Raw genomic sequence first — 23,994 nt, 5'->3', positions numbered from 1 at the left:
TGGGTAGGAGCTGGCTTGCCAGCGAAGAGGCCGCTGGATCTGGCGCAGGGCTCACGGACCCTTTCGCCGGCAAGCCGGCTCCTACGAGGGTGGGCGTGGATTGTCTGGAAGGGCGCCTGCTGCCTGGGTAGGAGCTGGCTTGCCAGCGAAGAGGCCGCTAGATGTGGCGCAGGGCTCACGGGCCCTTTCGCCGGCAGCCGGCTCCTACGGGGGGAGGTCAGTGCCGGATGAGCTTGTTGCGCAGGGCCTGGGCGGCCTGGGGTTCCAGCTCCAGCCACAGGTGCTGGGTGCCGCCGATGTCGGCGGCCGCCGGCAGGCCGTCGCGGAACACCAGGCGGTTGCCGCTCAGGGCCGGGACCTTGGGCCCGGGCAGCAGGGTCCCGGCAAGGTTCAGCGGGTCGACGCCGCACACCGCGATCAGGCTGCCGTCATGGGGCCGGCGGCGCACTTCGCGCAGTAGCGGGATGGCTTCCGGCAGGGCGAACTGCTCGCCGGCCAGGCCGCTGACGAAGCGCCCGCCGCGAATTTCTCCGCGGGCTTCCAGGCGATGGAAGGTACGCAGCAAATCGCGCCAGTTGGGCAGCCAGTCGGCCTCGCGCTCCAGCAGGCGCCAGAACACCACGCCATAGCGGCGTAGCAGGGTCATGGCCACGTGCTCCAGGGTGGCGGCGCTATCCTCGCTGGCGGCGCGGCGCAACAAGGCCCAGCGCCCCGCGTCGTCCATTCCTCCGACGAAGGCGCCGCGACCCCGTCGGCTGCTGCGGTTCTGGCGCTTGCTGGCCGGGGTGATCAGGGCCCGCAGCCCGGCGAAGCTGTCGGCGTTCACCCATCCGGCGCCTACCAGTTCCTGCAGCACGGTTTCCAGTTCGCTGCGCAGCAGGTGGGCTTCCTGCAGCAGTTCATCGAAAAACAATGCGCCCAGCTGGCTCAGTACGGCGTGAACCTTCTGGGCCTTGGGTGACAGGTCACTGCTGTCGATGGGGCAGGTCAGGGCGTTCCAGAGCGCCACGCGGGCCCGGGGCAGCAACACGATGGGGGTGCTGCGCAGGGCGCTGGCGGCGATCTTGCCGCTGCTGTTGATCCGGCTCCAGACCACCTTGCCGCTGCGGCACAGGTCATCCAGCCAACTGGCGGAGTAATCCTTCAGGCGCGCCGGCAGCAGGTCGCTGTCCCAGGCCGAGGCCGCTGCGGGGTAGCCTTCGAACTGCGCGACCACCTCGGCCAGCATGGCGCTGCCCTGGCCCTGGGTACCCGGCGACAGGTGTTGCCAGTCGAACAGAAAGCGCATGAAATCCTGCAAGGCCACCGGTTCGATTTCCCGGCGCAGGCGCTTCACCGTGTAGCGGTGGATCCGCGCCAGCAGGTGACGTTCGCACCATTGTTCTTCATCGCCGCCAGGGCTGAAGCGCCCCCGCAGCACATAACCTTCGCTCTCCAGCTGGATCAGCGCCTGGTGGATGCTGGAAGCGGGCAGGCCCAGGGGCGCGGCGATCTGCGCCAGGGTCAGGGGAGCGAAGCCGCTGAGGCGGGCGCGAATCAGCTCCACCAGGGCCGGCTGTGCCTCCCAGGCCTGGTCGAAACCGGGCACCGGTTGCAGCGCGGGTTGCAAGGCGGCCTGAGGGTACAGCGCCCGCAGACAGCAGATGCGCTCCAGGGCCAGCCACAAGCCGCCGCCCGGGCCGGCCTGCAAGCGGCAGGCGCGGCCCTGGCTGGAAAGGGCTTGCAGCCACTCGGGCCAGTGGAGGTTGGCCTGGGCCTCGGCTTCGCTGATACAGGCCAGGCTCATCAGCGCTTCGTGCATTTCATCGGCACTGGCCGGGGCTGGCCAGGCTTCGGCGGCCACCGCGGCAATCGCTTCGGCATCCAGGGCGCCCAGGTCGTCGGTGGCTTGCGGGTCGCTCCAGCGCCGGGCCAGCACCGCCTGGGTACGGCGTTCCTCCAGGGGCGCGTCGTCGAGAAAGGTGTAGGGCTTGGCGCTGAGGATTTCCGCCGCCAGGGGCGAGGGCGCCGGCAGTTCGCGGCTGAGCAGGCGCACCTGGCCCTGTTCCATGCGCCGCAGCAGGTTCAACCAGCCTTCGCTGTCCATGGCTTCGTGCAGGCAGTCGTCGAGGGTCTGCTCCACCAGCGGATGGTCGGGAATCTCGCGCTCGCCGGCCAGGTTTTCCAGGCAGGCGATCTGGTCGGGAAACACGCTGGCGATCAGGTCTTCGCTTTTCATGCGCTGGATCTGCGGCGGCACTTTGCGCCCGCCGCTGTAGCGCGGCAGGGCTAGCGCCACTCCGGCGTTCCAGCGCCAGCGCACGCCGAACAGCGGTGCGTCCAGCAGCGCCTGGACCAGGATGTGTTCGGCGCTGTTGCTGTGCAGGTAACGCCAGACCTCGTCCAGGGCGAAGCTGTGGCTGGTGGACAGGGAAAGGACGATCGCGTCCTCGCTGGCGGCCGCCTGCAATTCGAAATTGAAGGTGCGGCAGAAACGCTTGCGCAGGGCCAGGCCCCAGGCGCGGTTGATGCGGCTGCCGAAGGGGCTGTGGATCACCAGTTGGGTGCCGCCGGACTCGTCGAAGAAGCGCTCCATGATCAGCGTGTCCTGGGACGGCAGCGCGCCCAGGGCCAGGCGCGCCGGTGCCAGGTAATCCACCAGTTGCTCGGCGCTGGCCAGGTTCAGGCCCAGTTCGTGGTGCAACCAGTGGATGGCCGCTTGCAACTGGCCGGGCGTGGCGCCGAGCAACTCGTCGAGTTGGGCCAGCAGGCGTGCCACGGCACTGGAGAGTTCGGCGCTGCGCCCGGGGGCTTCGCCGAGCCAGAAGGGAATGTTCGGCGGCTGGCCCTGGGCATCCTCGACCCGCACCTTGCCGGTTTCCACCCGCAGGATGCGATAGGAGGTGTTGCCCAGCTGGAACACGTCGCCGGCAATGCTTTCCACGGCGAAGTCTTCGTTGACGCTGCCAATGTTCAGCCCCTGGGGCTCCAGCAGCACGCTGTAGTCGGCGTTGTCGGGGATGGTCCCGCCGCTGGTCAGCGCGGTCAGTTGGGCGCCTTGGCGCCCGCGCAGGGTGCGGGCCAGGGCGTCGCGGTGCAGGTAGGCGCTGCGCAGGCCCTGGCGCCCGTTGAAGCCCTCGGCGAGCATCTGCAACAGCGCCTGGTAGTGGGCCTGATCCAGGTCGGCGTAGGGCGCGGCCTGGCGCAGCATGTCCAGCAGCGCGGCTTCCGACCACTCCTGGCAGCTGACTTCAGCGACGATTTGCTGGGCCAGCACATCCAGGGGGGCATGGGGAATCAGTAGAGTGTCCAGTTCGCCCCGGCGCACGCAGTCGAGCAGGGCGGCGCATTCGATCAGGTCGTCGCGGGTCAGGGCGAACAACCGGCCCTTGGGCGTGCCGCCCACCTGGTGACCGGAGCGGCCGACCCGCTGCAGAAAGGCCGAGATCGAGCGCGGCGAGCCGATCTGGCACACCAGGTCGACATCACCGATATCGATCCCCAGCTCCAGGGAAGCGGTAGCGATCAGCACTTGCAGGTCGCCGGCCTTGAGTCGCTGCTCGGCTTCCAGGCGCTGCTCCTTGGCCAGGCTGCCGTGGTGCGCGGCCACCGCCTGCTTGCCCAGGCGCTCGCTGAGGTGGCGGGCCAGGCGCTCGGCCAGGCGCCGGGTGTTGACGAATATCAGCGTGGTGCGGTGTTCCCTGGCCAGGTTGGCGAGGCGCTCGTACACCAGCTCCCAGACGTCATTGGCCATGACCGCCGACAGCGGCACCGGCGGCACTTCGATGTCCAGGTCCCGGGGCCGGGCGTGGCCGATATCGACAATTTCGCAAGGGCGGCCGTGGCCCACCAGAAAGCGCGACACGGCTTCGATGGGCTTCTGCGTGGCGGACAGGCCGATGCGCAGCAAGGGTTCGGCGCACAAGGCCTGCAAGCGTTCCAGGCTCAGGGCCAGGTGGCTGCCGCGCTTGCTGCCGGCCAGGGCGTGGATTTCGTCGACGATCACGCTGCGGGTGCTGGCCAGCATCCTGCGGCCGGAATCCGAGCCCAGCAGCACGTAGAGGGATTCCGGGGTGGTGACGAGGATCTGCGGCGCGCTCTTGCGCATGGCGTTGCGGTCTTTCTGCGGAGTATCGCCGGTGCGCACCGCGGTGCTGATGGACAGTTCCGGCAGGCCCATGCGGCGCAATTGCTCGGTGATGCCCGCCAGTGGCTGCTGCAGGTTGATCTGAATGTCATTGCTCAAGGCCTTGAGTGGCGACACATACACCACCAGGGTGGCGTCCGGCAGCTGGCCACCGCCGGCCAGCCCCTGGCGCACCAGGTCATCGATCACTGCAAGAAAGGCGGTCAGGGTCTTGCCGGAGCCGGTGGGCGCGGCGATCAGGGTCGAGCGGCGCTGGGCGATCAGCGGCCAGGCGCGGGCCTGGGCCGGGGTCACAGCGGCAAAGGTATGCTTGAACCAGGCGCTGACAGCGGGGTGGAAGCCGTCCAGCACCGGATTCACGGATTGGGCAAGGTTCATGGATGGATTTATGCGGCCGCATCCGGCAACTTGCAAGCACCGTTGATTCCATGGGGCCTCGACACTTTCTGAGTGACGCTTGCGCCACAAACCCGCAAAATGCAACGATTCCGGCAATTATCGACGGCCAGCCCCACGAGACTGGCCGACTCCAACCATCGTTCTGAACAGACTGGGCCTGCTGACTCTATGCGAATGCGCCTTATGTTACTGGGCGGCGGAAATGCCCTTGGGCAGGCGCTGATTCGCCTGGGTGCGGAGGAAGACATCGGTTTCCTCGCCCCCCGTCCGCCGCAAGACGGCTGGGATGCCGCGAGCCTTACGCAACTGCTCGACGACACCCGCCCGGATGCCTTGATCAACCTGGCTTACTACTTCGACTGGTTTCAGGCGGAGAGCGTGAGCGAGGCGCGCTTGAGCGGCCAGGAACGGGCGGTCGAGCGCCTGGCAGAGCTTTGCCAGCATCACAACATCATCCTCCTGCAACCTTCGAGCTACCGGGTGTTCGACGGCTCCCGGGCGACTGCCTACAGCGAAAAGGACGAGCCGGTGCCCCTGGGCCTGCGCGGCCAGGCTCTGTGGCGGATCGAGCAAAGCGTTCGCGCCACCTGCCCGCAGCACGTGCTGCTGCGTTTCGGCTGGCTGCTGGATGACAGCCCGGACGGCATTCTCGGGCGTTTCCTGGCCCGGGCCGAATCCCCGGACGAACTGGTGATGGCCGACGACCGGCGGGGTAATCCGACCCCGGTGGACGATGCCGCGCGGGTGATCATCTCGGTGCTCAAGCAGCTCGATTGCGCCGCGCCGCTTTGGGGCACCTACCACTACGCCGGCCAGGAAGCCACCACGCCCCTGGCCCTGGGGCAGGCGGTGCTGACCGAAGCCCGGCAATTGCACCCGCTGGCCATCGAGGCGCCGACCGCCCAGGCCCATGCCGCCAGCGCCGATGCCGCCGAGGAACCGCAGCACGCAGTGCTGGCCTGCAAGAAAATCCTTCATACCTTCGGGATCAAGCCGCGCGCCTGGCGTGCCGCGCTCCCGGCTTTACTGGATAGGTTTTATCGTCATGGCTGAAGGCCTCGTATTGATCACCGGCGGTGCCGGTTTCATTGGCTCGCACCTGGCCGATGCCCTGCTCGCCAAGGGCTACGCGGTGCGGGTGCTGGACGACTTGTCCACCGGCAAACCGAGTAACCTGCCGCTGGCTGATCCGCGGGTCGAGCTGATCGAGGGCAATGTGGCCGATGCGTCGCTGGTCAGCCAGGCCATGCAAGGCTGCTGCGCTGTGGCGCACCTGGCAGCGGTGGCTTCGGTGCAGGCCTCGGTGGACGACCCGGTGCAGACCCATCAGAGCAATTTCATCGGTACCCTGAATGTCTGTGAGGCCATGCGTGAGCACGGCGTCAAGCGAGTGCTGTTCGCTTCCAGCGCCGCGGTGTATGGCAACAACGGGGAAGGCCAGTCCATCGATGAGGACACGGCCAAGGCGCCGCTGACCCCTTATGCCTCGGACAAGCTGGCCAGCGAGCACTACCTGGATTTCTACCGGCGCCAGCACGGGCTGGAACCGGCGATCTTTCGCTTCTTCAACATCTTCGGCCCGCGCCAGGATCCGTCTTCGCCCTATTCCGGGGTGATCAGCATCTTCAGCGAACGGGCCCAGCAAGGCTTGCCGATCACCGTGTTCGGCGATGGCGAGCAGACCCGGGATTTCGTCTACGTCGGCGATCTGGTTCAGGTGCTGGTGCAGGCCATCGAGGCGCCGCAGTTGGAAGTGGGAGCGGTCAACGTTGGCTTGAACCAGGCCACGACCCTCAAGCAGATGCTCGCGGCCCTGGCCGAGGTGGTGGGTGCCTTGCCACCCATCAGCTACGGCCCGGCTCGGGCGGGCGATATCCGCCATTCGCGGGCTGGCAACCAGCGCCTGCTGCAGCGCTTCAAGTTCCCCGAGCCGACCTCGATGAGCGTCGGCCTCGCCCGCCTGATGGGGCGCTGAGGGAAAACACGCACATGAAAAAGGCGCCTTGCAGGCGCCTTTTTTATTGCTGGCGGGTTTAGAACTTGTAACCCAGGCCCACCATGTAGACCCATGGGTCGACGTCCACATTGACCTTGGCACGAGTGCCGGCGGCCAGGGCGTTGTTGTCCACGTAGGCGCGGGTATCGATGTCGATGTAGCGTGCCTGGGCGTTGATCATGATGTTGTCGGTCAGCATGTAGTCGGCACCGATCTGCCAGGCCAGGCCCCAGGAGTTCTTGGCGCGGAAGTTGTCGAAACCTTCGGACTGGGCGCGGCTGCCGACGTGCTCGTCGTAGATCCAGGTGTAGTTGATACCGGCACCGACGTAGGGTTGGAACACCGACTTGTGGTCCAGCGGGTAGTACACCACGCTCAGGGTCGGTGGCAGGTGCTTGAGAGTACCCAGCTTGCCGTTGGCCGGAGCCAGGGACGTGTTGCGGATCTTCACGTCGTGTTCGAACGGGGTGGCGGCCAGCAACTCGATACCGATGTTGTTGGTCAGCATGTAGGCGAAGTTCAAGCCCAACTGAGTGTCGCTGTCCATGGTCGCCTTGCCGCCCAGGTTGGCGCCAGCCAGTGGGCCGCTGTCGACCTTGACGTCGGAGCTGTTGGCTTTGGGTTTGACGGTAATCGCACCGGCACGAACGATGATGTCACCAGCTTCGTGGGCGTTGGCAATCGGGGCGGCGAGTGCGAGCGCGATCAGGGAGGCGCTAAGCAGAGACTTGTGCATGGGAGCTCCAAAGGACGATTCAGATTGGCTATGTCCAATGGTAAGGATCGTCAAGTTGACCGCCTTGACTCAGCTCAATGAAATGGCAAACCCCGGTTGGCGGGGTGAACTATTCTTTTGCCCCGCACTCTTTTGACGTTCCCCGGGCGTCGCCCGCCCGCACTCTTTTACTCCGGCAACTCGTAGACGTAGATCTTCTGCGCCGCCATCTGGTAGCCGGCATCCGCCAGCTCGCTGGTGGAGGGCTTGACCTGCATGTCGCCTTCGATCCAGTACGGCTGGTACAGCTCATCGAGTTTCACCCCGACTTCGCTGGTGACGTGGACGATCTGGTTCGACGGCGGTGGCGGTACGTGGATGCAGGCGCCGAAGTAGGGCACCAGCAGGAAGTCTGTGGTGCGTCCTTCCTCGCTCACTTCCAGGGGCACGATGTAGCCGGGCAGGCGCACCGATTGGCCGTCGAGGCTCTTCACCACCGGGGCATTGGGCAGGTCCTGCTTGGCAGCGGGAGCCGATTCGGCGGACAGCGCATCGCTCATCTGCGACAGGTCGTGCAGCGGCTTCATGTTCGGCACTTCCGGCGGCGCGTCCGGCGGGATCATTTCCGACCAGGTCAGCTCCTTCGGAGCCCCCGCCGCCCACAGCGGCGAGCTGAACAGCAGCGACAGGGCAAGCAGAGAGCGCAGCAAGCGTTGGGTCTTCATAAACCAGGGCTCATAAACGAATCGACAGGCCATCGGCCAGGGATTGCCGGTAGGCGCGCCAGGCCGGCACGCTGCCCATCAGCAGCGCGGCGATCAGAATACCGCCCAGCAGCGTCCACTCATACTGGCTGGGCCAGGACAGTGGCAGGTACAGGCCGTAATTCGACTGCACGTAGCCCTGGGCCAGGGCGATGCCCAGGTACAGCAGGCCAAGCCCGGCCAGCACCCCGAACAGCGCCAGGGCGAAGGCTTCGAAGATCAGCAGGGTCGCAATGTGCCAGGGGCGAGCGCCCACCGAGCGCAGGATGGCCATCTCCCGCCGGCGTTCATTGAGGCTGGTGAGGATCGCCGTGAGCATGCCGATCAGGCCGGTCAGGACCACGAACAGCGACACCACGAACAAGGCTTTCTCGGCGGTGCCCATCAGGCTCCAGAGTTCCTGCAGGGCCACGCCGGGCAGGATCGCCAGCATCGGCTCGCCGCGGAATTCGTTGATCTCCCGTTGCAGGGCGAAGGTCGAGATCTTGCTGTTGAGGCCCAGCATGAAGGCGGTGATGGCCTGGGGCGTCAGGTCCATGTTGCGCGCCTGGTCGGCGCTGATGCGCCCCTCGCCACGGGCCGGCACGCCGTTGTGCCAGTCGATGTGGATCGCCTCCATGCCGCCCAGGCTGATGTGCAGGGTGCGGTCCACCGGAGTGCCGGTGCGCTTGAGGATGCCGACCACGGTGAAGGGCTTGTCGTCGTGCTTGACCAGGCTGATGGCCGCCACGCCATGGGCCAGTACCAGCTTGTCCCCCAGCTTGTAGTGCAAGGCATCGGCGACTTCGGCCCCCAGCACCACTTCGAAGGGGTCGCTGGCGAAGGCCCGGCCCACCGCCAGTTGCAGGTTCTGCTGGTGGCCGTACTGGTAGTGCTGGAAGTAGGCGTCGGTGGTGCCCATCACCCGGTAGCCGCGGTGGGAGTCGCCCAGGGAAATCGGGATTGCCCATTTCACCTTGGGGTTGCTGGCGAAGTGCTCGAAGCTGTCCCAGCGGATGTTGTTGGTGGCGTTGCCGATGCGGAATACCGAGTACAGCAGCAGGTTCACCGAACCGGAACGGGCGCCGACGATCAGGTCGGTGCCGCTGATGGTGCTGGCGAAACTGGCCCGGGCTTCGGTGCGCACCCGCTCCACCGCCAGCAGCAGGCAGACCGAGAGGGCAATGGCGAAGGCCGTGAGGATCGCGGTGAAGCGACGGTTAGCCAGGCTGGCCATGGCTAGACGGAACAGATACATCTCAGACCTCTGCGGGCTTGGCGGCGCGATTGAGTTCGGCCAGCGACAGGTTGCGATCGAACAGCGCTGCCAGGCTCTGGTCGTGGCTGACGAACAGCAGGCTGGCCCCGGCTTCACGGCATTCGGCGAACAGCAATTGGAGGAAGGCTTCCCGGGCGTCGTGGTCCAGCGCCGAAGTCGGTTCGTCGGCAATCACCAGTTCCGGCTGGCCGATCAGCGCCCGGGCCGCAGCGACCCGCTGCTGCTGGCCGATGGATAGCGAATCGGCGCGGCGGCCGAGCAGCTCCGGGTCCTTCAGCCCCAGGTGGGCCAGCAGGGTGGCTGCGGCCTGGTCGACGCTGCCATGGCGCTGTGCGGCGCGGCCGGCCCGTAGCTTGGAGAAGTGGCAGGGCAGCTCGACGTTCTCGCGTACCGAGAGAAACGGCAGCAGGTTGAACTGCTGGAAGATGTAGCCGGTGTGATCGACGCGAAAGCGGTCGCGGGCGCCGGCCGAAAGCTCGGTCAGCTCCTGGCCCAGCAGGCGAATGCTGCCCTGGTTGGGTTTCTGCACGCCGCCCAGCAGGCCCAGCAGGGTGGTCTTGCCGCTGCCGCTGGGGCCCTTGAGGAACAGGGTTTCGCCGACTTCCAGGCGAAAGTCCGGGATGTCCAGTAACGGTGGATGACCGGGCCAGTTGAAGCCCAGGTTGGACAGTTCGATAAGTGCTTGGGTCATGTCGGGTCGATCATCGGATGAGTGTTGTAGCCGCCGAAGGCAGCGGCTACAGGGTTGGCGCTCAGAACTTCAGGGTTGCCGCCGTGGCGCTGGCTTCGACGCCCTGCTGGCCATTCGGCGAAATGAGTTGTACCTGAATTTTCTGGGTGGCGGGGAAGGTCTTGAAGACCTGCCCCAGATCGAGGGTCTTCAGGGCATCCGGCTTGGCGCAGGTGAACTGGTAGTGGGCGTGGATCTCGCTGTGCTCATGGTGATGCTCGTGGCCAGCGGTGTCCTTGGCATCTTCGTCGTGGTCGTCGTCATCGTGATCATCGGCATCGGGCTGGTCGCCGAACAGCGGGCTCTCCAGCTCCTGCTTGGCCACCACGCACGCCGCTGCCTTGGGCAGGCTGAACAGCACCAGCGGCTGTTCCAGCTGGGTGCGGGCGGCAGCCACCTTGGCCTTGTCGGCGTCGGTGCTCGGAGCGTGTTCGAAGCCCACCAGGTTCATTGCCGGGCTCTCCAGCTCCAGTTCCAGGGTCTGGCCGTCGAGCACTGCGTTCAAACGGCCGACTCCATGTTCGTGGGCGCCGAGGCTGCCATGTTCATGCTCGTGATCATGGGCTTGCGCGGCCTGGGCGGCGGCCAGCGGCAACAGGGCGAACGGCAGGGCGAGTAGCAGACGGCGCATAGCAAGTCTCCGGAGCGAAGATGAAATAAATGTTATGTGATCTTATAACAATCGGCCGCTGAGTTTGACCGGCCGCTTGGCGTTGTGCAAGACGCGTGGGAGCATGCTCGTCAGAAAAATTCAGGAGCACAGCAATGTTGCGGATTCGTGGAAGCATCGGCGACTGGCCGGTGGATTTGACCCTTGAACTGGACGAAGGCGACTGGGCGCAACTGGGTGCGCAGTTGCAGGCGGCCAAGCCCGAGAGCGTCGCGGTGGCGGCGAAGCCGGCCAGCCAGGACGATGCCCTGTGGCAGACCACCAAGGAGTTGCTGCGCAAGGCCGGGCAGCTCAGCGGGCCGGAGTTGCTGGAGCAATTGGAAGGGCTGGCCGGTAGCGCGGCGGCAGGCAAGCGCTTGTTGGTGCGCTTGCGCCACTGCGCCGAGGTCAAGGTGGTGAGCGGCGCCGATACGCCGATCTACAGCTGGGTGCAATGACCCTGCAGGAGCCCGCTTGCTGGCGAACGCGTTCGGCCTGTCAGAACGCTTTCGCTGGCAAGCCAGCTCCTGCACCAGCCGGCTCAGTACAGGGCGGCGAACAGCTTGCGGCGGTAGGCGGTCACCAGCGGGTGGTCGTTGCCCAGCAGGTCGAAGACTTGCAGCAGGGTCTTGTGGGCGATGCCTTCGTTGTAGCTGCGGTTGCGCATGAACAGCTTGAGCAGGGCTTCGAGCGCCGCTTCATATTGCTGGCGCGCCAGTTGCTGGATCGCCAGTTGGTACAGCGCTTCATCGTCCTGCGGGTCCTTGGCCAGGCGCGCCTTGAGCTCGGCGGCGTCCGGCAGGTCCGCGGCCTGCTTGAGGAAGGTGATCTGCGCCTTGGCTCCGGCCAGGGCCGCCTTGTGCTCATCGCTCTTGACCGCGTCGAGCACGGTCTGGGCTTCACCCAGCTCGCCACGCTCGGCCAGGCAGCGGGCGTAGAGGATCAGCGCCTTGGCGTTGCTGTTGTCTTCGCCCAGCAGCACCTTGAGCAGGGCCTCGGCATCGCCGATACGACCTTCGGCAAACAGGGCTTCGGCCTGTTCCAGCGGATCGGCGGCCGGCGGTGGCGGCATCTGCACATGGGGTTCGAGCATGGCCCGCACCGCGGATTCCGGTTGCGCACCGGCAAAGCCGTCTACGGGCTGGCCGTCCTTGAACAGCACCACGGTGGGCAGGCTGCGGATGCCGAAGCGGGCGACGATGTCCTGCTCGATGTCGCAGTTGACCTTGGCCAGCAGCAGTTCGCCCTGATAGCTCTCGGCAATTTGCTGCAGCATCGGCATCAGCGCCTTGCAGGGCGCACACCACTCGGCCCAGAAGTCCACCAGGACCGGCTTGTGAAAGGAGTTCTCGATCACCGACTGGTCGAAATCAGCGGTGCGGGCGTCGAAGATGTAGGGCGTTTCCTGACTCATGGGGTATCTCGAATAAGCGGGAATGGAACCACTATAAAGGCTGGCCGGGAGGCTGAAAATCGCTATCGCCGCTGTGCGTGATAGAGGCTCACGTTGCGAAATTCCCAGGGTTCGGCCAGGTCGGGCAGGGTGAGGGCATTGAGCATTTCCAGGCGCTGATAGAGCGGGTGCTGGAAGTCCCGTACGCGGGAATCCGCCACCAGGGCCTGGCGACCACGGCTGAGGAACTGGTCCAGCAGCGGCAGGTTGGCCCGGTCGTAGAGCACGTCCGCCACCAGGATCAGGTCGAAGCGGTCGGCCTCGGCGAAGAAATCCATGGAATAGCTCAGCTCGACGCCATTGAGTCGGGCATTCGCCCGGCAGGCGGCAATGGCCAGCGGGTCAAGGTCACAGGCCACCACTTCCCGGGCCCCGGCCTTGGCCGCGGCAATCGCCGCCACGCCGGAACCGGCACCGAAATCCAGCACCCGCTTGCCCGCGACCCAATGCGGCTGCTCGGCCAGGTAGCGCGCCAGGGCCAGGCCGCTGGCCCAGCAGAAGCTCCAGTAGGGCGGCTCGTGGAGGATGCGCCGGGTTTCTTCCGGGGTGAAGGCGCGGTCCATGTTGTCGGCGTCGATCAGCCAGAGCTTCAGCGTGGTATCGGGCAGCTCGCAGGCTACCAGTCGCGCGTCCCCCAGCAGTTCGCTGAGGGCAGCTTGCAGGTCGAGCGGGACATTCATGGGGCTTTGACAAATTGCAGTTGGCCCAGGGCCTGGCTGGTGGGTTGGTCGATGCGTTGGGCCGGCAGGTGCAGGATCAGTTGGCCGGACTGGCTGGCGCGGCCGCGCAGTTCGACCCGGGCGCCGGCCGGAAAGGCTTCGGTGGCAAAGCGCAGGCGGAACGGCAGGGCCTGGCTGGTGCCGCTCAGGTTGCTGCTGGCCAGCAGGCGTTGCGGACGGCCGCGCTCATCGATCACCAGCAGGGCCAGCTCGACGTCGGCGCCGGCCGGTACGCCCTCGAGGGTGCCACTCAACTCGCGCTGGTAGGCCGGCAAGGGGCCTGGATCGGCCGGTTCCTGATTTTTTTTCACCGCCTGCTGCTGTGAAGTGGAGGGGGCCGCGGTTTTTGGCGTATCGCTGCTGCAAGCGACCAACAGGCTGACAAGACTGAGCAGAACGAGCGGTCTGAGCGGCATCTGAAGCTCCAACAAGGCGAATGTCCGTGTGCGAAACATAATAGTCGGTCTGTATACCGTAAAGGCTATGGCTTGTCTTGCCAGTGGGATGCGCTACCATGGCCCTCCCTTTTTTTGTTGCCTGCCACCATGCACTGTCCCTTCTGCGGTGCCAACGACACCAAGGTCATCGACTCGCGTCTGGTCGCCGAGGGCGAACAGGTGCGCCGCCGGCGTGAATGCCTGGCCTGTGGTGAACGTTTCACCACCTTTGAAACCGCCGAACTGGTGATGCCGCGCCTGATCAAGACTGACGGCAGCCGTCAGCCCTTCGACGAAGAAAAACTGCGCGCCGGTATGCAGCGTGCCCTGGAAAAACGCCCGGTGAGTGTCGAGCGTCTGGAGGCGGCGCTGGTGCACATCAAGCACAAGCTGCGGGCCACCGGCGAGCGCGAGGTCAAGTCGCTGGTCGTGGGTGAGCTGGTGATGACCGAGCTGCAGAAGCTCGATGAAGTCGCCTACATCCGCTTCGCCTCGGTCTATCGCCGTTTCCAGGACCTCAACGAATTCCGTGAAGAGATCGACCGTCTCGCCCGTGAGCCGGCCAAGCAATGAGCCAGCCTGCCGAGCAAGCGGTCCTCGACGCCCACTACATGGCCCGTGCTCTGGAACTGGCGCGCAAGGGTCGCTACTCCACCCATCCCAACCCGCGTGTCGGCTGCGTCATCGTGCGCGACGGCCAGGTGGTGGGCGAGGGCTGGCACGTGCGGGCCGGCGAGCCCCATGCCGAGGTGCATGCCCTGCGCGCGGCCGGTGAACTGGCCCGTGGCGCCACCGCCTATGTGACCCTCGAACCCTGCAGCCATCACGGGCGTACGCCGCCCTGCGCCGACGCCCTGGTGAATGCCGGTGTGGCACGGGTGGTCGCGGCCATGCAGGACCCCAACCCGGAAGTGGCCGGCCGTGGCTTGCAGCGCCTGGCCCAGGCCGGCATCGACACCCATGGCGGTGTGCTGGAAGGCGAGGCGCGGGCGATCAATAAAGGCTTTCTGAAACGCATGGAGCACGGCTTGCCTTATGTGCGGGTCAAGCTGGCCATGAGCCTGGATGGCCGCACCGCCATGTCCAGTGGCGAGAGCCAGTGGATCACTGGCCCTGCGGCGCGCTCTGCAGTGCAGCGCCTGCGGGCCGAGTCCAGCGTGGTACTGACCGGCGCCGACACAGTGCTGGCGGACGACGCGCGGCTGACCGTGCGCGCCGCCGAACTGGGCCTGGATGCCGAGCAGACCGCCCTGGCCATGAGCCGGCCGCCGCTGCGGGTGCTGATCGACGGCCGCCTGCGGGTGCCTCTGGATGCGCCATTCTTCAAGGCCGGCCCAGCGTTGGTTGCCACTTGTGCGGCGGTGGAAGAGCAATACGCCAACGGCCCGGAATGCCTGATTGTTCCAGGCCCCGATGGCCAGGTGGATCTGCGTCTCCTGCTGTTGGAGCTGGCGGCCCGTGGGGTCAACGAAGTGCTGGTGGAAGCCGGCCCACGCCTGGCCGGGGCCTTTGCCCAGCAGGGCCTGGTGGACGAGTACCAGATATTCGTCGCCGGCAAGTTCCTCGGTTCCTCTGCGCGGCCGTTGCTGGACTGGCCGCTGGCGCAGATGAGCCAGGCGCCATTGCTGAAGATCATAGAAATGCGTGCGGTGGGCGATGACTGGCGAGTCACTGCCATCCCGGCCCCGCCAGCGAGCGTATAATTCCCGACTTTCGCCTACCCGGCGGCCCTGTTCTCGAGGAGGACTCCATGTTCACCGGCATCATCGAATCCATCGGCAGCATTCGCGCATTGACCCCAAAAGGCGGAGATGTGCGGGTCTATGTAGAAACCGGCAAGCTTGATCTGGCCGACGTCAAATTGGGCGACAGCATCGCGGTGAACGGCGTCTGCCTGACCGCTGTTGAACTGCCTGGCGATGGTTTCTGGGCCGATGTCAGCCGTGAAACCCTGGACTGCACCGCTTTTCATCAGTTGAAGGCCGGCAGCCGGGTGAACCTGGAGAAAGCCCTGACCCCGACCACCCGCCTGGGCGGTCACCTGGTCAGTGGCCATGTCGACGGCGTCGGTGAAGTGGTGGCGCGGGAAGAAAATGCCCGGGCCATCCAGTTCCGCATCCGCGCACCGAAAGAGCTGGCCAAGTACATCGCCCATAAAGGCTCGATCACCGTCGACGGCACCAGCCTGACGGTCAACGCGGTCAATGGCGCCGAGTTCGAGCTGACCATCGTTCCCCACACCCTGGCGGAAACCATCATGGCCGACTACCGGCCGGGTCGGCAGGTCAACCTTGAGGTGGACCTGCTGGCGCGCTACTTGGAGCGCCTGCTGCTGGGCGACAAGGCGGCCGAGGCCACGGGCGGCACCATTACCGAAAGTTTTCTGGCCGCTAACGGCTATCTCAAATCCTGACTCAAGGGGGTGCCGAGTGGCGCTCAACAGCATCGAAGAACTGGTTGAAGACATCCGCCAAGGCAAGATGGTCATCCTCATGGATGACGAAGACCGCGAGAACGAAGGCGACCTGATCATGGCCGCCGAGTGCTGCAAGGCCGAACACATCAACTTCATGGCCAAGCACGCCCGCGGCCTGATCTGCATGCCCATGAGCCGCGAGCGCTGCGAGCTGCTCAAGCTGCCGCTGATGGCGCCGCGCAACGGTTCGGGGTTTGGCACCAAGTTCACCGTCTCCATCGAGGCCACCGAAGGCGTGACCACCGGCATCTCCGCCGCTGACCGCGCCCGTACCGTGCAGGCCGCCGCTGCCAAGGACGCCAAGGCCGAGGACATCGTCAGCCCGGGCCACATCTTCCCGCTGATGGCCCAGCCCGGCGGCACCCTGGCCCGCGCTGGCCACACCGAGGCCGCCTGCGACCTGGCGCGCATGGCCGGTTTCGAGCCCAGCGGGGTGATCTGCGAAGTGATGAACGACGACGGCACCATGTCCCGTCGCACCGAACTGGAAGCCTTCGCCGCCGAGCACAACATCAAGATCGGCACCATTGCCGACCTGATCCACTACCGGATGATCCACGAACGTACCGTTCAGCGGATTGCCGAGCAGCCGCTGGATAGCGAACTGGGCCAGTTCAACCTGGTGACCTATCGTGATTCCGTGGAAGGCGACGTGCACATGGCCCTGACCCTGGGCGAGATCTGCGCTGAAGAGCCGACCCTGGTACGGGTGCACAACATGGATCCGCTGCGCGACCTGCTGATGGTCAAGCAACCGGGCCGCTGGAGCCTGCGGGCGGCCATGGCCACGGTGGCCGAGGCCGGCAGTGGCGTGGTGCTGTTGCTCGGGCACCCGCTGGATGGCGACGTGCTGCTGGCACATATCCGTGAAACCGCGGAGCACCAGCCGGCGAAGAAGCCCACCACCTACAGCATCGTCGGTGCCGGTTCGCAGATCCTGCGCGACCTGGGCGTACGCAAAATGCGCCTGATGAGTGCGCCGATGAAGTTTAATGCGATATCCGGTTTCGACCTGGAAGTTGTAGAATACGTGCCCTCCGAATAAAAGCCGCCTGTTTCCGGCAGCCTATTCGCGGTTCAAATATCACTGAAGAGCGTGTACTAGACACGCTCTGGCTCTTTAAGAGATTTGTCGAATGACCCTGAAGACCATCGAAGGTACCTTCATCGCCCCTAAAGGCCGCTATGCCCTGGTGGTCGGCCGTTTCAACAGCTTCGTCGTCGAAAGCCTGGTCAGCGGCGCGGTTGACGCCCTGGTTCGCCACGGCGTGAGCGAAAGCGACATCACCATCATCCGTGCTCCTGGCGCCTTCGAAATTCCGTTGGTTGCACAGAAAGTGGCACAAAAGGGTGAGTTCGCGGCAATCGTCGCCCTGGGCGCGGTCATTCGTGGCGGTACTCCGCACTTCGAATACGTGGCTGGCGAGTGCACCAAGGGCCTGGCCCAGGTGTCCATGGAGTTCGGCGTGCCAGTGGCCTTCGGCGTGCTGACCGTTGACTCGATCGAACAAGCCATCGAGCGTTCCGGCACCAAGGCCGGCAACAAAGGTGCTGAAGCTGCCCTGTCCGCCCTGGAAATGGTCAGCCTGCTGGCGCAGTTGGAGGCCAAGTGATTAGCGACGATAGCGATCGTTTCAACCCGCGCGATCCCAAGCCTGCCAATGCCGGCAAGCCATCCAAGAGCGCCAAGCGTCGCGAAGCCCGTCAGCTCGCGACCCAGGCGCTGTATCAATGGCACATGGCCAAGCATTCGCTGAACGAGATCGAAGCGCAGTTCCGGGTCGACAACGATTTCACTGACATCGATGGCGCCTACTTCCGTGAGATCCTGCACGGGGTTCCGGCCAACAAGAACGAGATCGACACCGCGCTCGTGCCTTGCCTGGACCTGGCCATCGATGAGCTGGACCCTGTGGAACTGGCGGTTCTGCGCCTGTCCACCTGGGAACTGCTCAAGCGCGTCGACGTGCCGTACCGCGTTGTGATCAACGAAGGTATCGAACTGGCCAAGGTCTTCGGTTCCACCGATGGCCACAAGTTCGTCAATGGCGTACTCGACAAGCTGGCCCCACGCCTGCGCGAAGCTGAAGTGAAGGCGTTCAAGCGCTGAACCGCGCTTGCAGCTGCCATGGGCGAGTTTGAGCTGATCCGCAACTTCTTCGCTGCCGCGCCTTGTGCGCAGGGCGGCGAGGGTGTTGCCCTGGGGATCGGCGACGACTGCGCCTTGCTGGCAGTTGCCCCTGGCGAGCAGTTGGCGATTTCCACCGACACCCTGGTGGCCGGTGTGCATTTCGCCGATCCCTGCGAGCCCTTTCTTCTTGGCCAACGCTCCCTGGCGGTGGCTGTCAGCGACCTGGCCGCCATGGGCGCCACGCCACTGGCCTTTACCCTTGCCCTGACCCTGCCGACGGTAAGCACCGATTGGCTGCAGGCCTATGCCCAAGGCTTGAATGCCATGGCGCAGAACTGCGGGGTGCGCCTGATCGGTGGCGATACCACCCGCGGCCCCTTGACCCTGACCCTGACGGTATTCGGCCGGGTACCTGCCGGCCTGGCCCTGACCCGCAGCGGTGCTCGGGCAGGCGATCTGCTGTGCGTCGGCGGTGACCTGGGCAACGCCGCCGGCGCCTTGCCGCTGGTTCTGGGCCAGCGCAGCGCCGAGCCGGCGCTGGCTGAGCCACTGCTGGCCCATTACTGGTCGCCGCAACCGCAACTGGCCCTGGGCCAGGCGCTGCGGGGCAAGGCCACGGCGGCGCTGGACATCTCCGATGGCTTGCTGGCCGACTGCGGCCATATCGCCACGGCCTCGGCGGTTGGTTTGCAGGTCGAGGTCGAGAAGCTGCCGCTGTCGCCGGCGCTGCTGGGCTTTCTCGGCCAGCAGGGCGCTCGCGCCGCGGCCCTGAGTGGCGGTGACGACTACGTCCTGGCCTTCACCCTGCCACCGGCCGAACTGGCGCCGCTACTGACGGCCGGCTGGCCAGTGCGGGTGGTCGGGCGAGTGGTGGCCGGGCAGGGGGTGACCCTGCTGGATGCCGATGGGCAGGACATCACCCCCGGCACCCGGGGTTATCAACACTTTCCGGAGACACAGTGACAGATCATCCCAAACAGGTCCCGGCGGAGTTCGTACCGCCGTCGGTGTGGCGCAACCCCTGGCATTTCCTGGCCTTCGGCTTTGGCTCCGGCACCTTGCCCAAGGCGCCGGGCACCTGGGGTTCGCTGGTTGCGCTACCCTTTATCCCGCTGTGGCAGATGTTGCCGGACTGGGGCTACTGGCTGATGCTCGGCATCACCATGCTGTTCGGTTTCTGGCTGTGCGGCAAGGTGGCCGACGATCTGCGGGTGCATGACCACGAAGGCATCGTCTGGGATGAAATGGTCGGCATGTGGATCACCCTGTGGCTGGTGCCCGAAGGCTGGTACTGGCTGCTGGCAGGTTTCCTGATGTTCCGCTTCTTCGACATTCTCAAGCCCTGGCCGATTCGCTGGATCGACCGGCATGTGCATGGCGGCGTCGGCATCATGCTCGACGACGTCCTCGCCGGGGTGTTTGCCTGGCTGGCGATGCAAGGGCTGGTGTGGTGCTTCAGCTGAGGAAATAGGCATGGGTGTGTGCCGCGCGCTGCTGGTATTGCTGGTTGCCTTGAGCTGTTGCAGCGTCCGGGCCGCGGAGCCGCAGGCGCAGCCCAGGCACATTCGCATCGCCAGCGAGGTCTGGAGCGATTACACCGAAGCCAACGGCGAGGGGCTGGGCTGGGACATCCTGCGCGAAGTCTTCGAGCCGCTGGGTGTGACCATCGAACGTTGCAGCGTGCCCTATACCCGTTCGGTCGGGCTGGTACAGCGCGGCGAAGTGGACGCCCACATGGGTGCCTACCGCGATGAGTCGCCGGGTGTGCTTTACCCCCACTGGAACTACGACACCGATCACATCTACGCCCTGGGACTGGCCAGCAACCCCGAGTTGAGCCTGGCGACTATCGCCAGTTACCGACTGGTCTGGGTGCGCGGCTACAAGTACCAGGACTACCTGCCCAATATCCGTCGCTACAACGAGATCCGCCGGCGCATCGGCATCCTGCCGATGCTGCTGTACAGCCGCGCCGACTATTACATCGATGCCCAGACCGAGATCGACTACGTGCTGGGGCAGGCCTCCGATCCGAGCCAGTTCAAGCGTACCCACCTGACCGAGCTGCCGCTGTACCTGGGGTTCGCCAGCAACCCGCGCGGGCGGGAAATGCGCGAACTGTACGACCAGCGCATGGCACAGCTGGTGAGCACCGGGCGTTTGCGGCCGATCTTCGAGCGCTGGAAACAGCCTTATCCCTTTGACGGGAGCCCTTAGCCGGCGGTGCGTTGATCAAACTTATCGATCTTTATCTCCGATAATTCAGCCTAAGCGTCCAGTGGAGGCTGCTGTTACAATGCCGCCTCTGCGAATCTCCAGTCCTCATACAGATCAGGAGCACAACAGTGCCCGTCGTTTTTGTTGCTGCTTGCAAGCTGCCTACGCCTTTTGCGCAATTCACCATGCATGGTTTTCTCGATGAAGCTACCGGCCGCGAGCATGTGGTGCTCAGCCTGGGCGATATCGCCGACGGCGCTCCGGTTCTCGGCCGCCTGCACTCCGAGTGCCTGACCGGCGATGCACTGTTCAGCCAGCGTTGCGATTGCGGCTCGCAACTGGAAGCCGCCCTGCAGGCCATCGCCCGCGAAGGTCGTGGGGTGTTGCTGTACTTGCGCCAGGAAGGCCGGGGTATCGGCCTCTTGAACAAGATCCGCGCCTACGAACTGCAGGACGGTGGCGCCGACACCGTGGAGGCCAACGAACGCCTGGGCTTTGCCGCCGACCAGCGCGACTACGCCATGTGCCTGCCGATGCTGGAGCACCTGGGGGTCAAGTCCCTGCGCCTGATGACCAACAACCCGCGCAAGGTCAAGGCCTTGACCGAGATGGGGATCCAGGTCGCCGAGCGCGTACCGCTGCACACCGGCCACAACCCGCACAACAAACTCTACCTGGCGACCAAGGCCAGCAAGCTCGACCACATGATGGGCAACGAGCACCAGGGCGAGGTCGACCGCGCGTGACCCGGGGCCAAGTCAAGCGGCGCCTGACCGTCAGTTGGTGGCAATACCTGGCCCTGGGCCTGTTGCCGTTGTTCGTGATCAACGCGCTGTTCGGCCAGGGCGAGCCCATCCTGCCGGTGCTGGCGATGCCGTTCTTCATTGCCGGGGTGGCATCGATGTTCGTCAGCCTGCGCTTTTTCGGCGGCTACAAGCACGCCCTGATCGCCACCCAGAAAGCCCTGGACACTCCCGAGGAACCGGCGGCCTGGATCAACCTTGCGGCCAGCCGGCGGGTAGCGTTCCTGGCGGCGTCGCTGCCGGCCTGGATCGGCACCCTGGCGGTGTTCGTCGGCCTGGAAGCGGTGCCGCTGATGCTTCTGGCGGTGTCCACGGCGGTGCTGTTCTACCTCTATCGCATTCCGCGTCAACTGGGCTGATGCTGCGCTGGCTGGCGGTCCTGTGCCTGCTGGCCAGTGTTCCGGCGCTGGCGGCGCAGCGGGTGGTGAGTCTTGCGCCATCGCTCTCGGAAATCGTTGTAGAGCTGGGGGCCGCCGAGCTGCTGGTGGGCGTGCTGGATGCCGGTGAACGGCCCGCGCCGCTCAAGGACCTGCCTTCGGTGGGGCGCTACGGCCAGCTGGATATCGAGCGCTTGCTGAGTCTCAAGCCTGATCTGCTGTTGCTCTGGCCGGGCAGTGTCGGCCCGGCCCAGCGCGATCAGCTGGCGCGCCTGGGGATCCCCACCCTGGTTGCCGAACCCCATAACTTCCCGCAACTGACCGCACAGATTGCCGAGATCGGCGAGCGCCTGGGTCGCCCGGCGGCCGGCCGCGAGCTGGTCGCCGAGTTGAACGGGCAACTGGCTGCATTACGCGTCCGCTATCACCGCGAACCGCCGTTGCCGGTGTTCTATCAGGTCTGGGACCAGCCGCTGTACACCGTGGGTGGTGGGCAGATCATCAGCGAAGCCTTGAGTGTCTGCGGCGCGCGCAATGTGTTTGCCGACCAGCAACTGCCGGCGCCCCAGGTCAGTATCGAGTCGGTGTTGCAGCGCAATCCGCAGGCGATCCTCGCCACCGCCCAGGGACAACTGGATGCCTGGAAGGACTGGCCGCAGGTCGCGGCGGTGCGGCAAGGGCGGTTGCTGCTGGTAAGGGACAAGGGCCTGGAGCGGCCCAGCGGGCAGATGATTGCCGCGACGGCCAGGCTCTGTGCCTTGATCGCACCTGAGCGCTGAGCCCCTTCACCGGCAGGCCTTGCCCTAGGGGCCTGTAGGAGCCGGCTTGCCGACGAAGGCGGCGGACCTTACAGCTCAGGCGTCCAGGTCACGCCGAGCATCCAGGTACGGCCTTCGCTGCGGTAGCCATAGTCGTTGCCGTTGTACTCGTAGAGCGCGCGGCTATAGGACTTGTCGAAGATGTTGTCGAGTTTCAGGTCCAGCTTCACTTCCTGATTGATCGCCCAACTGCTTCGCAGTCCGAGCAGGCCGTAGCCGCCAATCGGGACCTGCTTTTTCGTGCTCAAGTCCTCACGGCTCTTGCTCACCAGTTGCCAGCTGGCACCTAGCGCCAATTGGTCGAACTGCCGGTCTAGATCCAGATTCAAGGTGCGGCGGGCACGGCGCGGCAGTTGATGGCCATCCTTGCGATTGCGCGGATCAATGATCGCGGTGCCGATGCTGGTCTGCCAGCCGAACAGTTCCTGTTTCAGGGCCGCTTCGAAACCGTTGATTCTCGCTGCGCCAACGTTTTCCGGGCGTTGGGCTATGCGGTCATAAATGATTGCGTCCTTGATATCGGTGCGGAAGATCGAGGTCTCCAGGCGAGTGCTTTGCGTCAGTTGGTTACGCCACTGCAATTCATAGCTCTTGGAGTGTTCCGGCTTGAGGTCGGGGTTGCTGAAGCCGGGGTAATACAGGTCGCTGAAGTTGGGCGCTCGGAAACCTTCGCTATAGGAGAGCAGCAAGTCATTGTCCGGGTTGAGCGGCAGGGTAAAGGTGCCGCTCCAGGTGTTCTGGCTGCCATATTGCTGGTTCTGGTCGCGGCGCAGACCCAGCTCGGTGGAGAAACTGTCACCGCGAAAGCGGTGCTGAATGAAGGCTGCCCGGTTCCAGCGGCTGTCTTCGGCAAATCGCGTCGGGCTGGTATTGAGCCGGTCTTCGTACCAGTCAGCGCCGAGGATCAGGCTGTTGTGTTCGTCCAGGCGCAGATCGTTCTGCCAGTTCAGCGAGTCCCGGTAGGTATTGAATACGTTTCGTTCGTCACTGAGTTTGTCGCGCTTGAGGTCGCGGTTCTCGCTATGCCCCAGCTCTACTCGCGACGTCCAGTAATCATTGATGTGCGCATCGAGATAGCCGCTGACGCTGCTGACACTGAAATCGGTGTAAGGATCCTGGGCGAAGACGTCGTAGCTTGAGTCGTAGCGCCCGAAGGGGTTGTCATAGCGCGTGCGACCACGGTTATCCAGCAGGTTGAGGCCTACCTCCAGGTCATCGTTCAGCGCATGGCTGAGGGTGAAGCTCAACGACTTGTTGCGGTAACCATCATGGTCGGCATCGCTGGGGAACGATTCGTGGGTCCAGTCGATCCCGGCGGTTTCATCCAGGTTGGCGCCGAGGCTGAAGCGTGTCTGTTGATCTCCACCGGACAGTCCCAGGCTGCGCTCCCAGGTCTGGTTGCTGCCAGCGGCGACGCGCATGCGCCCATGGAGCCCTGAGTCCGCTCCGCGCCGGGTGAAGATCTGGATCACCCCGCCAATGGCGTCGCTGCCATAGATCACTGAGCGCGAGCCACGCAGTACTTCCACCCTTTCTATCTGCTCGATACTGATGAACTGCAGGTTACTGTCGCCGCTCGATGAGCTGCTGATGCGCTGGCCGTCCACCAGCACCAGGCTCTGGGCCGAGTTGGTGCCGCGGATGAAAATGTTCGGCAGGTTGCCGCGGCCGCCGCTCTGGGCAACCTGGACCCCGGGCACCCGTTGCAACAGGTCGGTCAGGCTGGTGGGTTGCAGGCGGTCGATGTCTTCCCGGGTGAACACGGTGTTGGCGGCGCTGCTGTCGTTGCGTGCTTCCACCTGGCGGTTGGCGCTGATCAGCATTTCGGGCAGTTTCAGGGCCTGATCGCGGTCGGGGGTGTCGGCAAAGAGTTCGGCGCAGGGCAAAAGGCAAAGCGGCAGGGCCAGGCGAGAGAGTTTCATGGCT

25 protein-coding genes are annotated in these 23,994 nt (G+C 65.2%); 15 read left to right on the top strand and 10 right to left on the bottom strand.

From position 1 onward, the window contains the following. Nucleotides 1–217 precede the first annotated feature (217 nt). The gene (locus tag KI242_RS28050; RefSeq protein ID WP_212805723.1) at nt 218–4,504 is read right to left on the bottom strand and encodes a DEAD/DEAH box helicase; all 4,287 of its coding nucleotides are present in this window, start codon (nt 4,502–4,504) and stop codon (nt 218–220) included. A gap of 189 nt (nt 4,505–4,693) precedes the next feature. Here KI242_RS28050 and KI242_RS28045 point away from each other — a divergent pair, with 189 nt between their 5' ends. Both KI242_RS28045 and KI242_RS28040 read left to right on the top strand, forming a co-directional pair. Next, nucleotides 4,694–5,578, top strand: a complete 885-nt coding sequence (locus tag KI242_RS28045; RefSeq protein WP_053160182.1) for a sugar nucleotide-binding protein — start codon at nt 4,694–4,696, stop codon at nt 5,576–5,578. After that, the gene (locus KI242_RS28040) at nt 5,571–6,500 is read left to right on the top strand and encodes an NAD-dependent epimerase/dehydratase family protein (protein ID WP_123473019.1); all 930 of its coding nucleotides are present in this window, start codon (nt 5,571–5,573) and stop codon (nt 6,498–6,500) included. The genes KI242_RS28045 and KI242_RS28040 overlap by 8 nt, the downstream gene beginning before the upstream one ends. Before the next feature lie 58 nt (nt 6,501–6,558). Here KI242_RS28040 and KI242_RS28035 read toward each other — a convergent pair whose 3' ends face one another. The 5 genes from KI242_RS28035 to KI242_RS28015 all read right to left on the bottom strand — a co-directional run bounded on the left by KI242_RS28035 (nt 6,559) and on the right by KI242_RS28015 (nt 10,619). Continuing rightward, nucleotides 6,559–7,257 (bottom strand): OmpW family outer membrane protein, encoded by a 699-nt coding sequence (locus tag KI242_RS28035; RefSeq protein ID WP_011063748.1) that lies wholly within the window; start codon nt 7,255–7,257, stop codon nt 6,559–6,561. Between the two features lie 167 nt (nt 7,258–7,424). Beyond that, on the bottom strand, nt 7,425–7,946 hold the full coding sequence (locus KI242_RS28030; protein WP_212806404.1) for a DUF3299 domain-containing protein: 522 nt from the start codon (nt 7,944–7,946) through the stop codon (nt 7,425–7,427). A gap of 25 nt (nt 7,947–7,971) precedes the next feature. Further along, on the bottom strand, nt 7,972–9,237 hold the full coding sequence (locus KI242_RS28025) for an ABC transporter permease (protein WP_015637208.1): 1,266 nt from the start codon (nt 9,235–9,237) through the stop codon (nt 7,972–7,974). 1 nt (nt 9,238) lies between these two features. Continuing rightward, nucleotides 9,239–9,949, bottom strand: coding sequence for an ABC transporter ATP-binding protein (locus tag KI242_RS28020; RefSeq protein ID WP_019093216.1), 711 nt, complete (start codon nt 9,947–9,949; stop codon nt 9,239–9,241). Nucleotides 9,950–10,010: 61 nt separating this feature from the next. Continuing rightward, the gene (locus KI242_RS28015) at nt 10,011–10,619 is read right to left on the bottom strand and encodes a DUF2796 domain-containing protein (protein ID WP_015637206.1); all 609 of its coding nucleotides are present in this window, start codon (nt 10,617–10,619) and stop codon (nt 10,011–10,013) included. A 134-nt stretch (nt 10,620–10,753) separates the two neighbouring features. Between KI242_RS28015 and KI242_RS28010 the strand changes: the two genes are divergently transcribed. After that, entirely contained in the window at nt 10,754–11,095 is a 342-nt protein-coding gene (locus KI242_RS28010) for a hypothetical protein (RefSeq protein ID WP_015637205.1), read from the top strand. 83 nt (nt 11,096–11,178) lie between these two features. Here KI242_RS28010 and trxA read toward each other — a convergent pair whose 3' ends face one another. From trxA to KI242_RS27995, 3 genes are all read right to left on the bottom strand, one after another. Beyond that, entirely contained in the window at nt 11,179–12,051 is an 873-nt protein-coding gene (gene trxA, locus KI242_RS28005; RefSeq protein WP_011063742.1) for a thioredoxin, read from the bottom strand. 62 nt (nt 12,052–12,113) lie between these two features. Then, nucleotides 12,114–12,770, bottom strand: coding sequence for a 50S ribosomal protein L11 methyltransferase (locus KI242_RS28000; protein WP_053154128.1), 657 nt, complete (start codon nt 12,768–12,770; stop codon nt 12,114–12,116). After that, entirely contained in the window at nt 12,767–13,225 is a 459-nt protein-coding gene (locus KI242_RS27995) for a lipoprotein (RefSeq protein WP_041120023.1), read from the bottom strand. The genes KI242_RS28000 and KI242_RS27995 overlap by 4 nt, the downstream gene beginning before the upstream one ends. 129 nt (nt 13,226–13,354) lie before the next feature. Between KI242_RS27995 and nrdR the strand changes: the two genes are divergently transcribed. From nrdR to KI242_RS27935, 12 genes are all read left to right on the top strand, one after another. Further along, nucleotides 13,355–13,819: a transcriptional regulator NrdR gene (gene nrdR, locus KI242_RS27990; protein WP_019095943.1), complete on the top strand. Its 465-nt coding sequence runs from the start codon at nt 13,355–13,357 to the stop codon at nt 13,817–13,819. Beyond that, nucleotides 13,816–14,949, top strand: a complete 1,134-nt coding sequence (ribD, locus tag KI242_RS27985; RefSeq protein WP_053160178.1) for a bifunctional diaminohydroxyphosphoribosylaminopyrimidine deaminase/5-amino-6-(5-phosphoribosylamino)uracil reductase RibD — start codon at nt 13,816–13,818, stop codon at nt 14,947–14,949. Before nrdR ends, ribD begins: the two co-directional genes overlap by 4 nt. Nucleotides 14,950–14,996: 47 nt before the next feature. Further along, nucleotides 14,997–15,659 carry a riboflavin synthase gene (locus KI242_RS27980; protein ID WP_011063737.1) on the top strand — a complete coding sequence of 221 codons (663 nt, stop codon included), beginning with the start codon at nt 14,997–14,999 and terminating at the stop codon, nt 15,657–15,659. A gap of 16 nt (nt 15,660–15,675) precedes the next feature. Continuing rightward, entirely contained in the window at nt 15,676–16,767 is a 1,092-nt protein-coding gene (gene ribBA, locus KI242_RS27975; RefSeq protein WP_011063736.1) for a bifunctional 3,4-dihydroxy-2-butanone-4-phosphate synthase/GTP cyclohydrolase II, read from the top strand. Between the two features lie 91 nt (nt 16,768–16,858). Continuing rightward, nucleotides 16,859–17,335, top strand: a complete 477-nt coding sequence (gene ribE / locus KI242_RS27970) for a 6,7-dimethyl-8-ribityllumazine synthase (RefSeq protein ID WP_011063735.1) — start codon at nt 16,859–16,861, stop codon at nt 17,333–17,335. Beyond that, nucleotides 17,332–17,832 carry a transcription antitermination factor NusB gene (gene nusB / locus KI242_RS27965; RefSeq protein ID WP_011063734.1) on the top strand — a complete coding sequence of 167 codons (501 nt, stop codon included), beginning with the start codon at nt 17,332–17,334 and terminating at the stop codon, nt 17,830–17,832. The genes ribE and nusB overlap by 4 nt, the downstream gene beginning before the upstream one ends. A gap of 18 nt (nt 17,833–17,850) precedes the next feature. Beyond that, entirely contained in the window at nt 17,851–18,816 is a 966-nt protein-coding gene (gene thiL, locus KI242_RS27960) for a thiamine-phosphate kinase (protein ID WP_011063733.1), read from the top strand. Continuing rightward, nucleotides 18,813–19,316, top strand: coding sequence for a phosphatidylglycerophosphatase A (locus KI242_RS27955; protein WP_011063732.1), 504 nt, complete (start codon nt 18,813–18,815; stop codon nt 19,314–19,316). The genes thiL and KI242_RS27955 overlap by 4 nt, the downstream gene beginning before the upstream one ends. 10 nt (nt 19,317–19,326) lie before the next feature. Next, on the top strand, nt 19,327–20,070 hold the full coding sequence (locus KI242_RS27950; protein ID WP_015637198.1) for a transporter substrate-binding domain-containing protein: 744 nt from the start codon (nt 19,327–19,329) through the stop codon (nt 20,068–20,070). 128 nt (nt 20,071–20,198) lie between these two features. Beyond that, on the top strand, nt 20,199–20,816 hold the full coding sequence (gene ribA / locus KI242_RS27945; protein WP_011063730.1) for a GTP cyclohydrolase II: 618 nt from the start codon (nt 20,199–20,201) through the stop codon (nt 20,814–20,816). Continuing rightward, nucleotides 20,813–21,232 (top strand): hypothetical protein, encoded by a 420-nt coding sequence (locus KI242_RS27940; protein ID WP_011063729.1) that lies wholly within the window; start codon nt 20,813–20,815, stop codon nt 21,230–21,232. Before ribA ends, KI242_RS27940 begins: the two co-directional genes overlap by 4 nt. Then, on the top strand, nt 21,232–22,029 hold the full coding sequence (locus tag KI242_RS27935; protein WP_053154122.1) for a cobalamin-binding protein: 798 nt from the start codon (nt 21,232–21,234) through the stop codon (nt 22,027–22,029). Before KI242_RS27940 ends, KI242_RS27935 begins: the two co-directional genes overlap by 1 nt. 68 nt (nt 22,030–22,097) lie before the next feature. Here the strand turns inward: KI242_RS27935 and KI242_RS27930 are convergent, their stop codons facing one another. Next, on the bottom strand, nt 22,098–23,990 hold the full coding sequence (locus KI242_RS27930) for a TonB-dependent receptor (protein ID WP_212805722.1): 1,893 nt from the start codon (nt 23,988–23,990) through the stop codon (nt 22,098–22,100). Nucleotides 23,991–23,994 lie beyond the last annotated feature (4 nt).

Origin of the sequence: Pseudomonas sp. Eqa60 (assembly GCF_018326405.1) — a bacterium.
Lineage (GTDB): Bacteria > Pseudomonadota > Gammaproteobacteria > Pseudomonadales > Pseudomonadaceae > Aquipseudomonas > Aquipseudomonas protegens.
The sequence above is the reverse complement of the archived record's forward strand: the minus strand, read 5'-3'. Positions and strand labels throughout refer to the sequence as shown.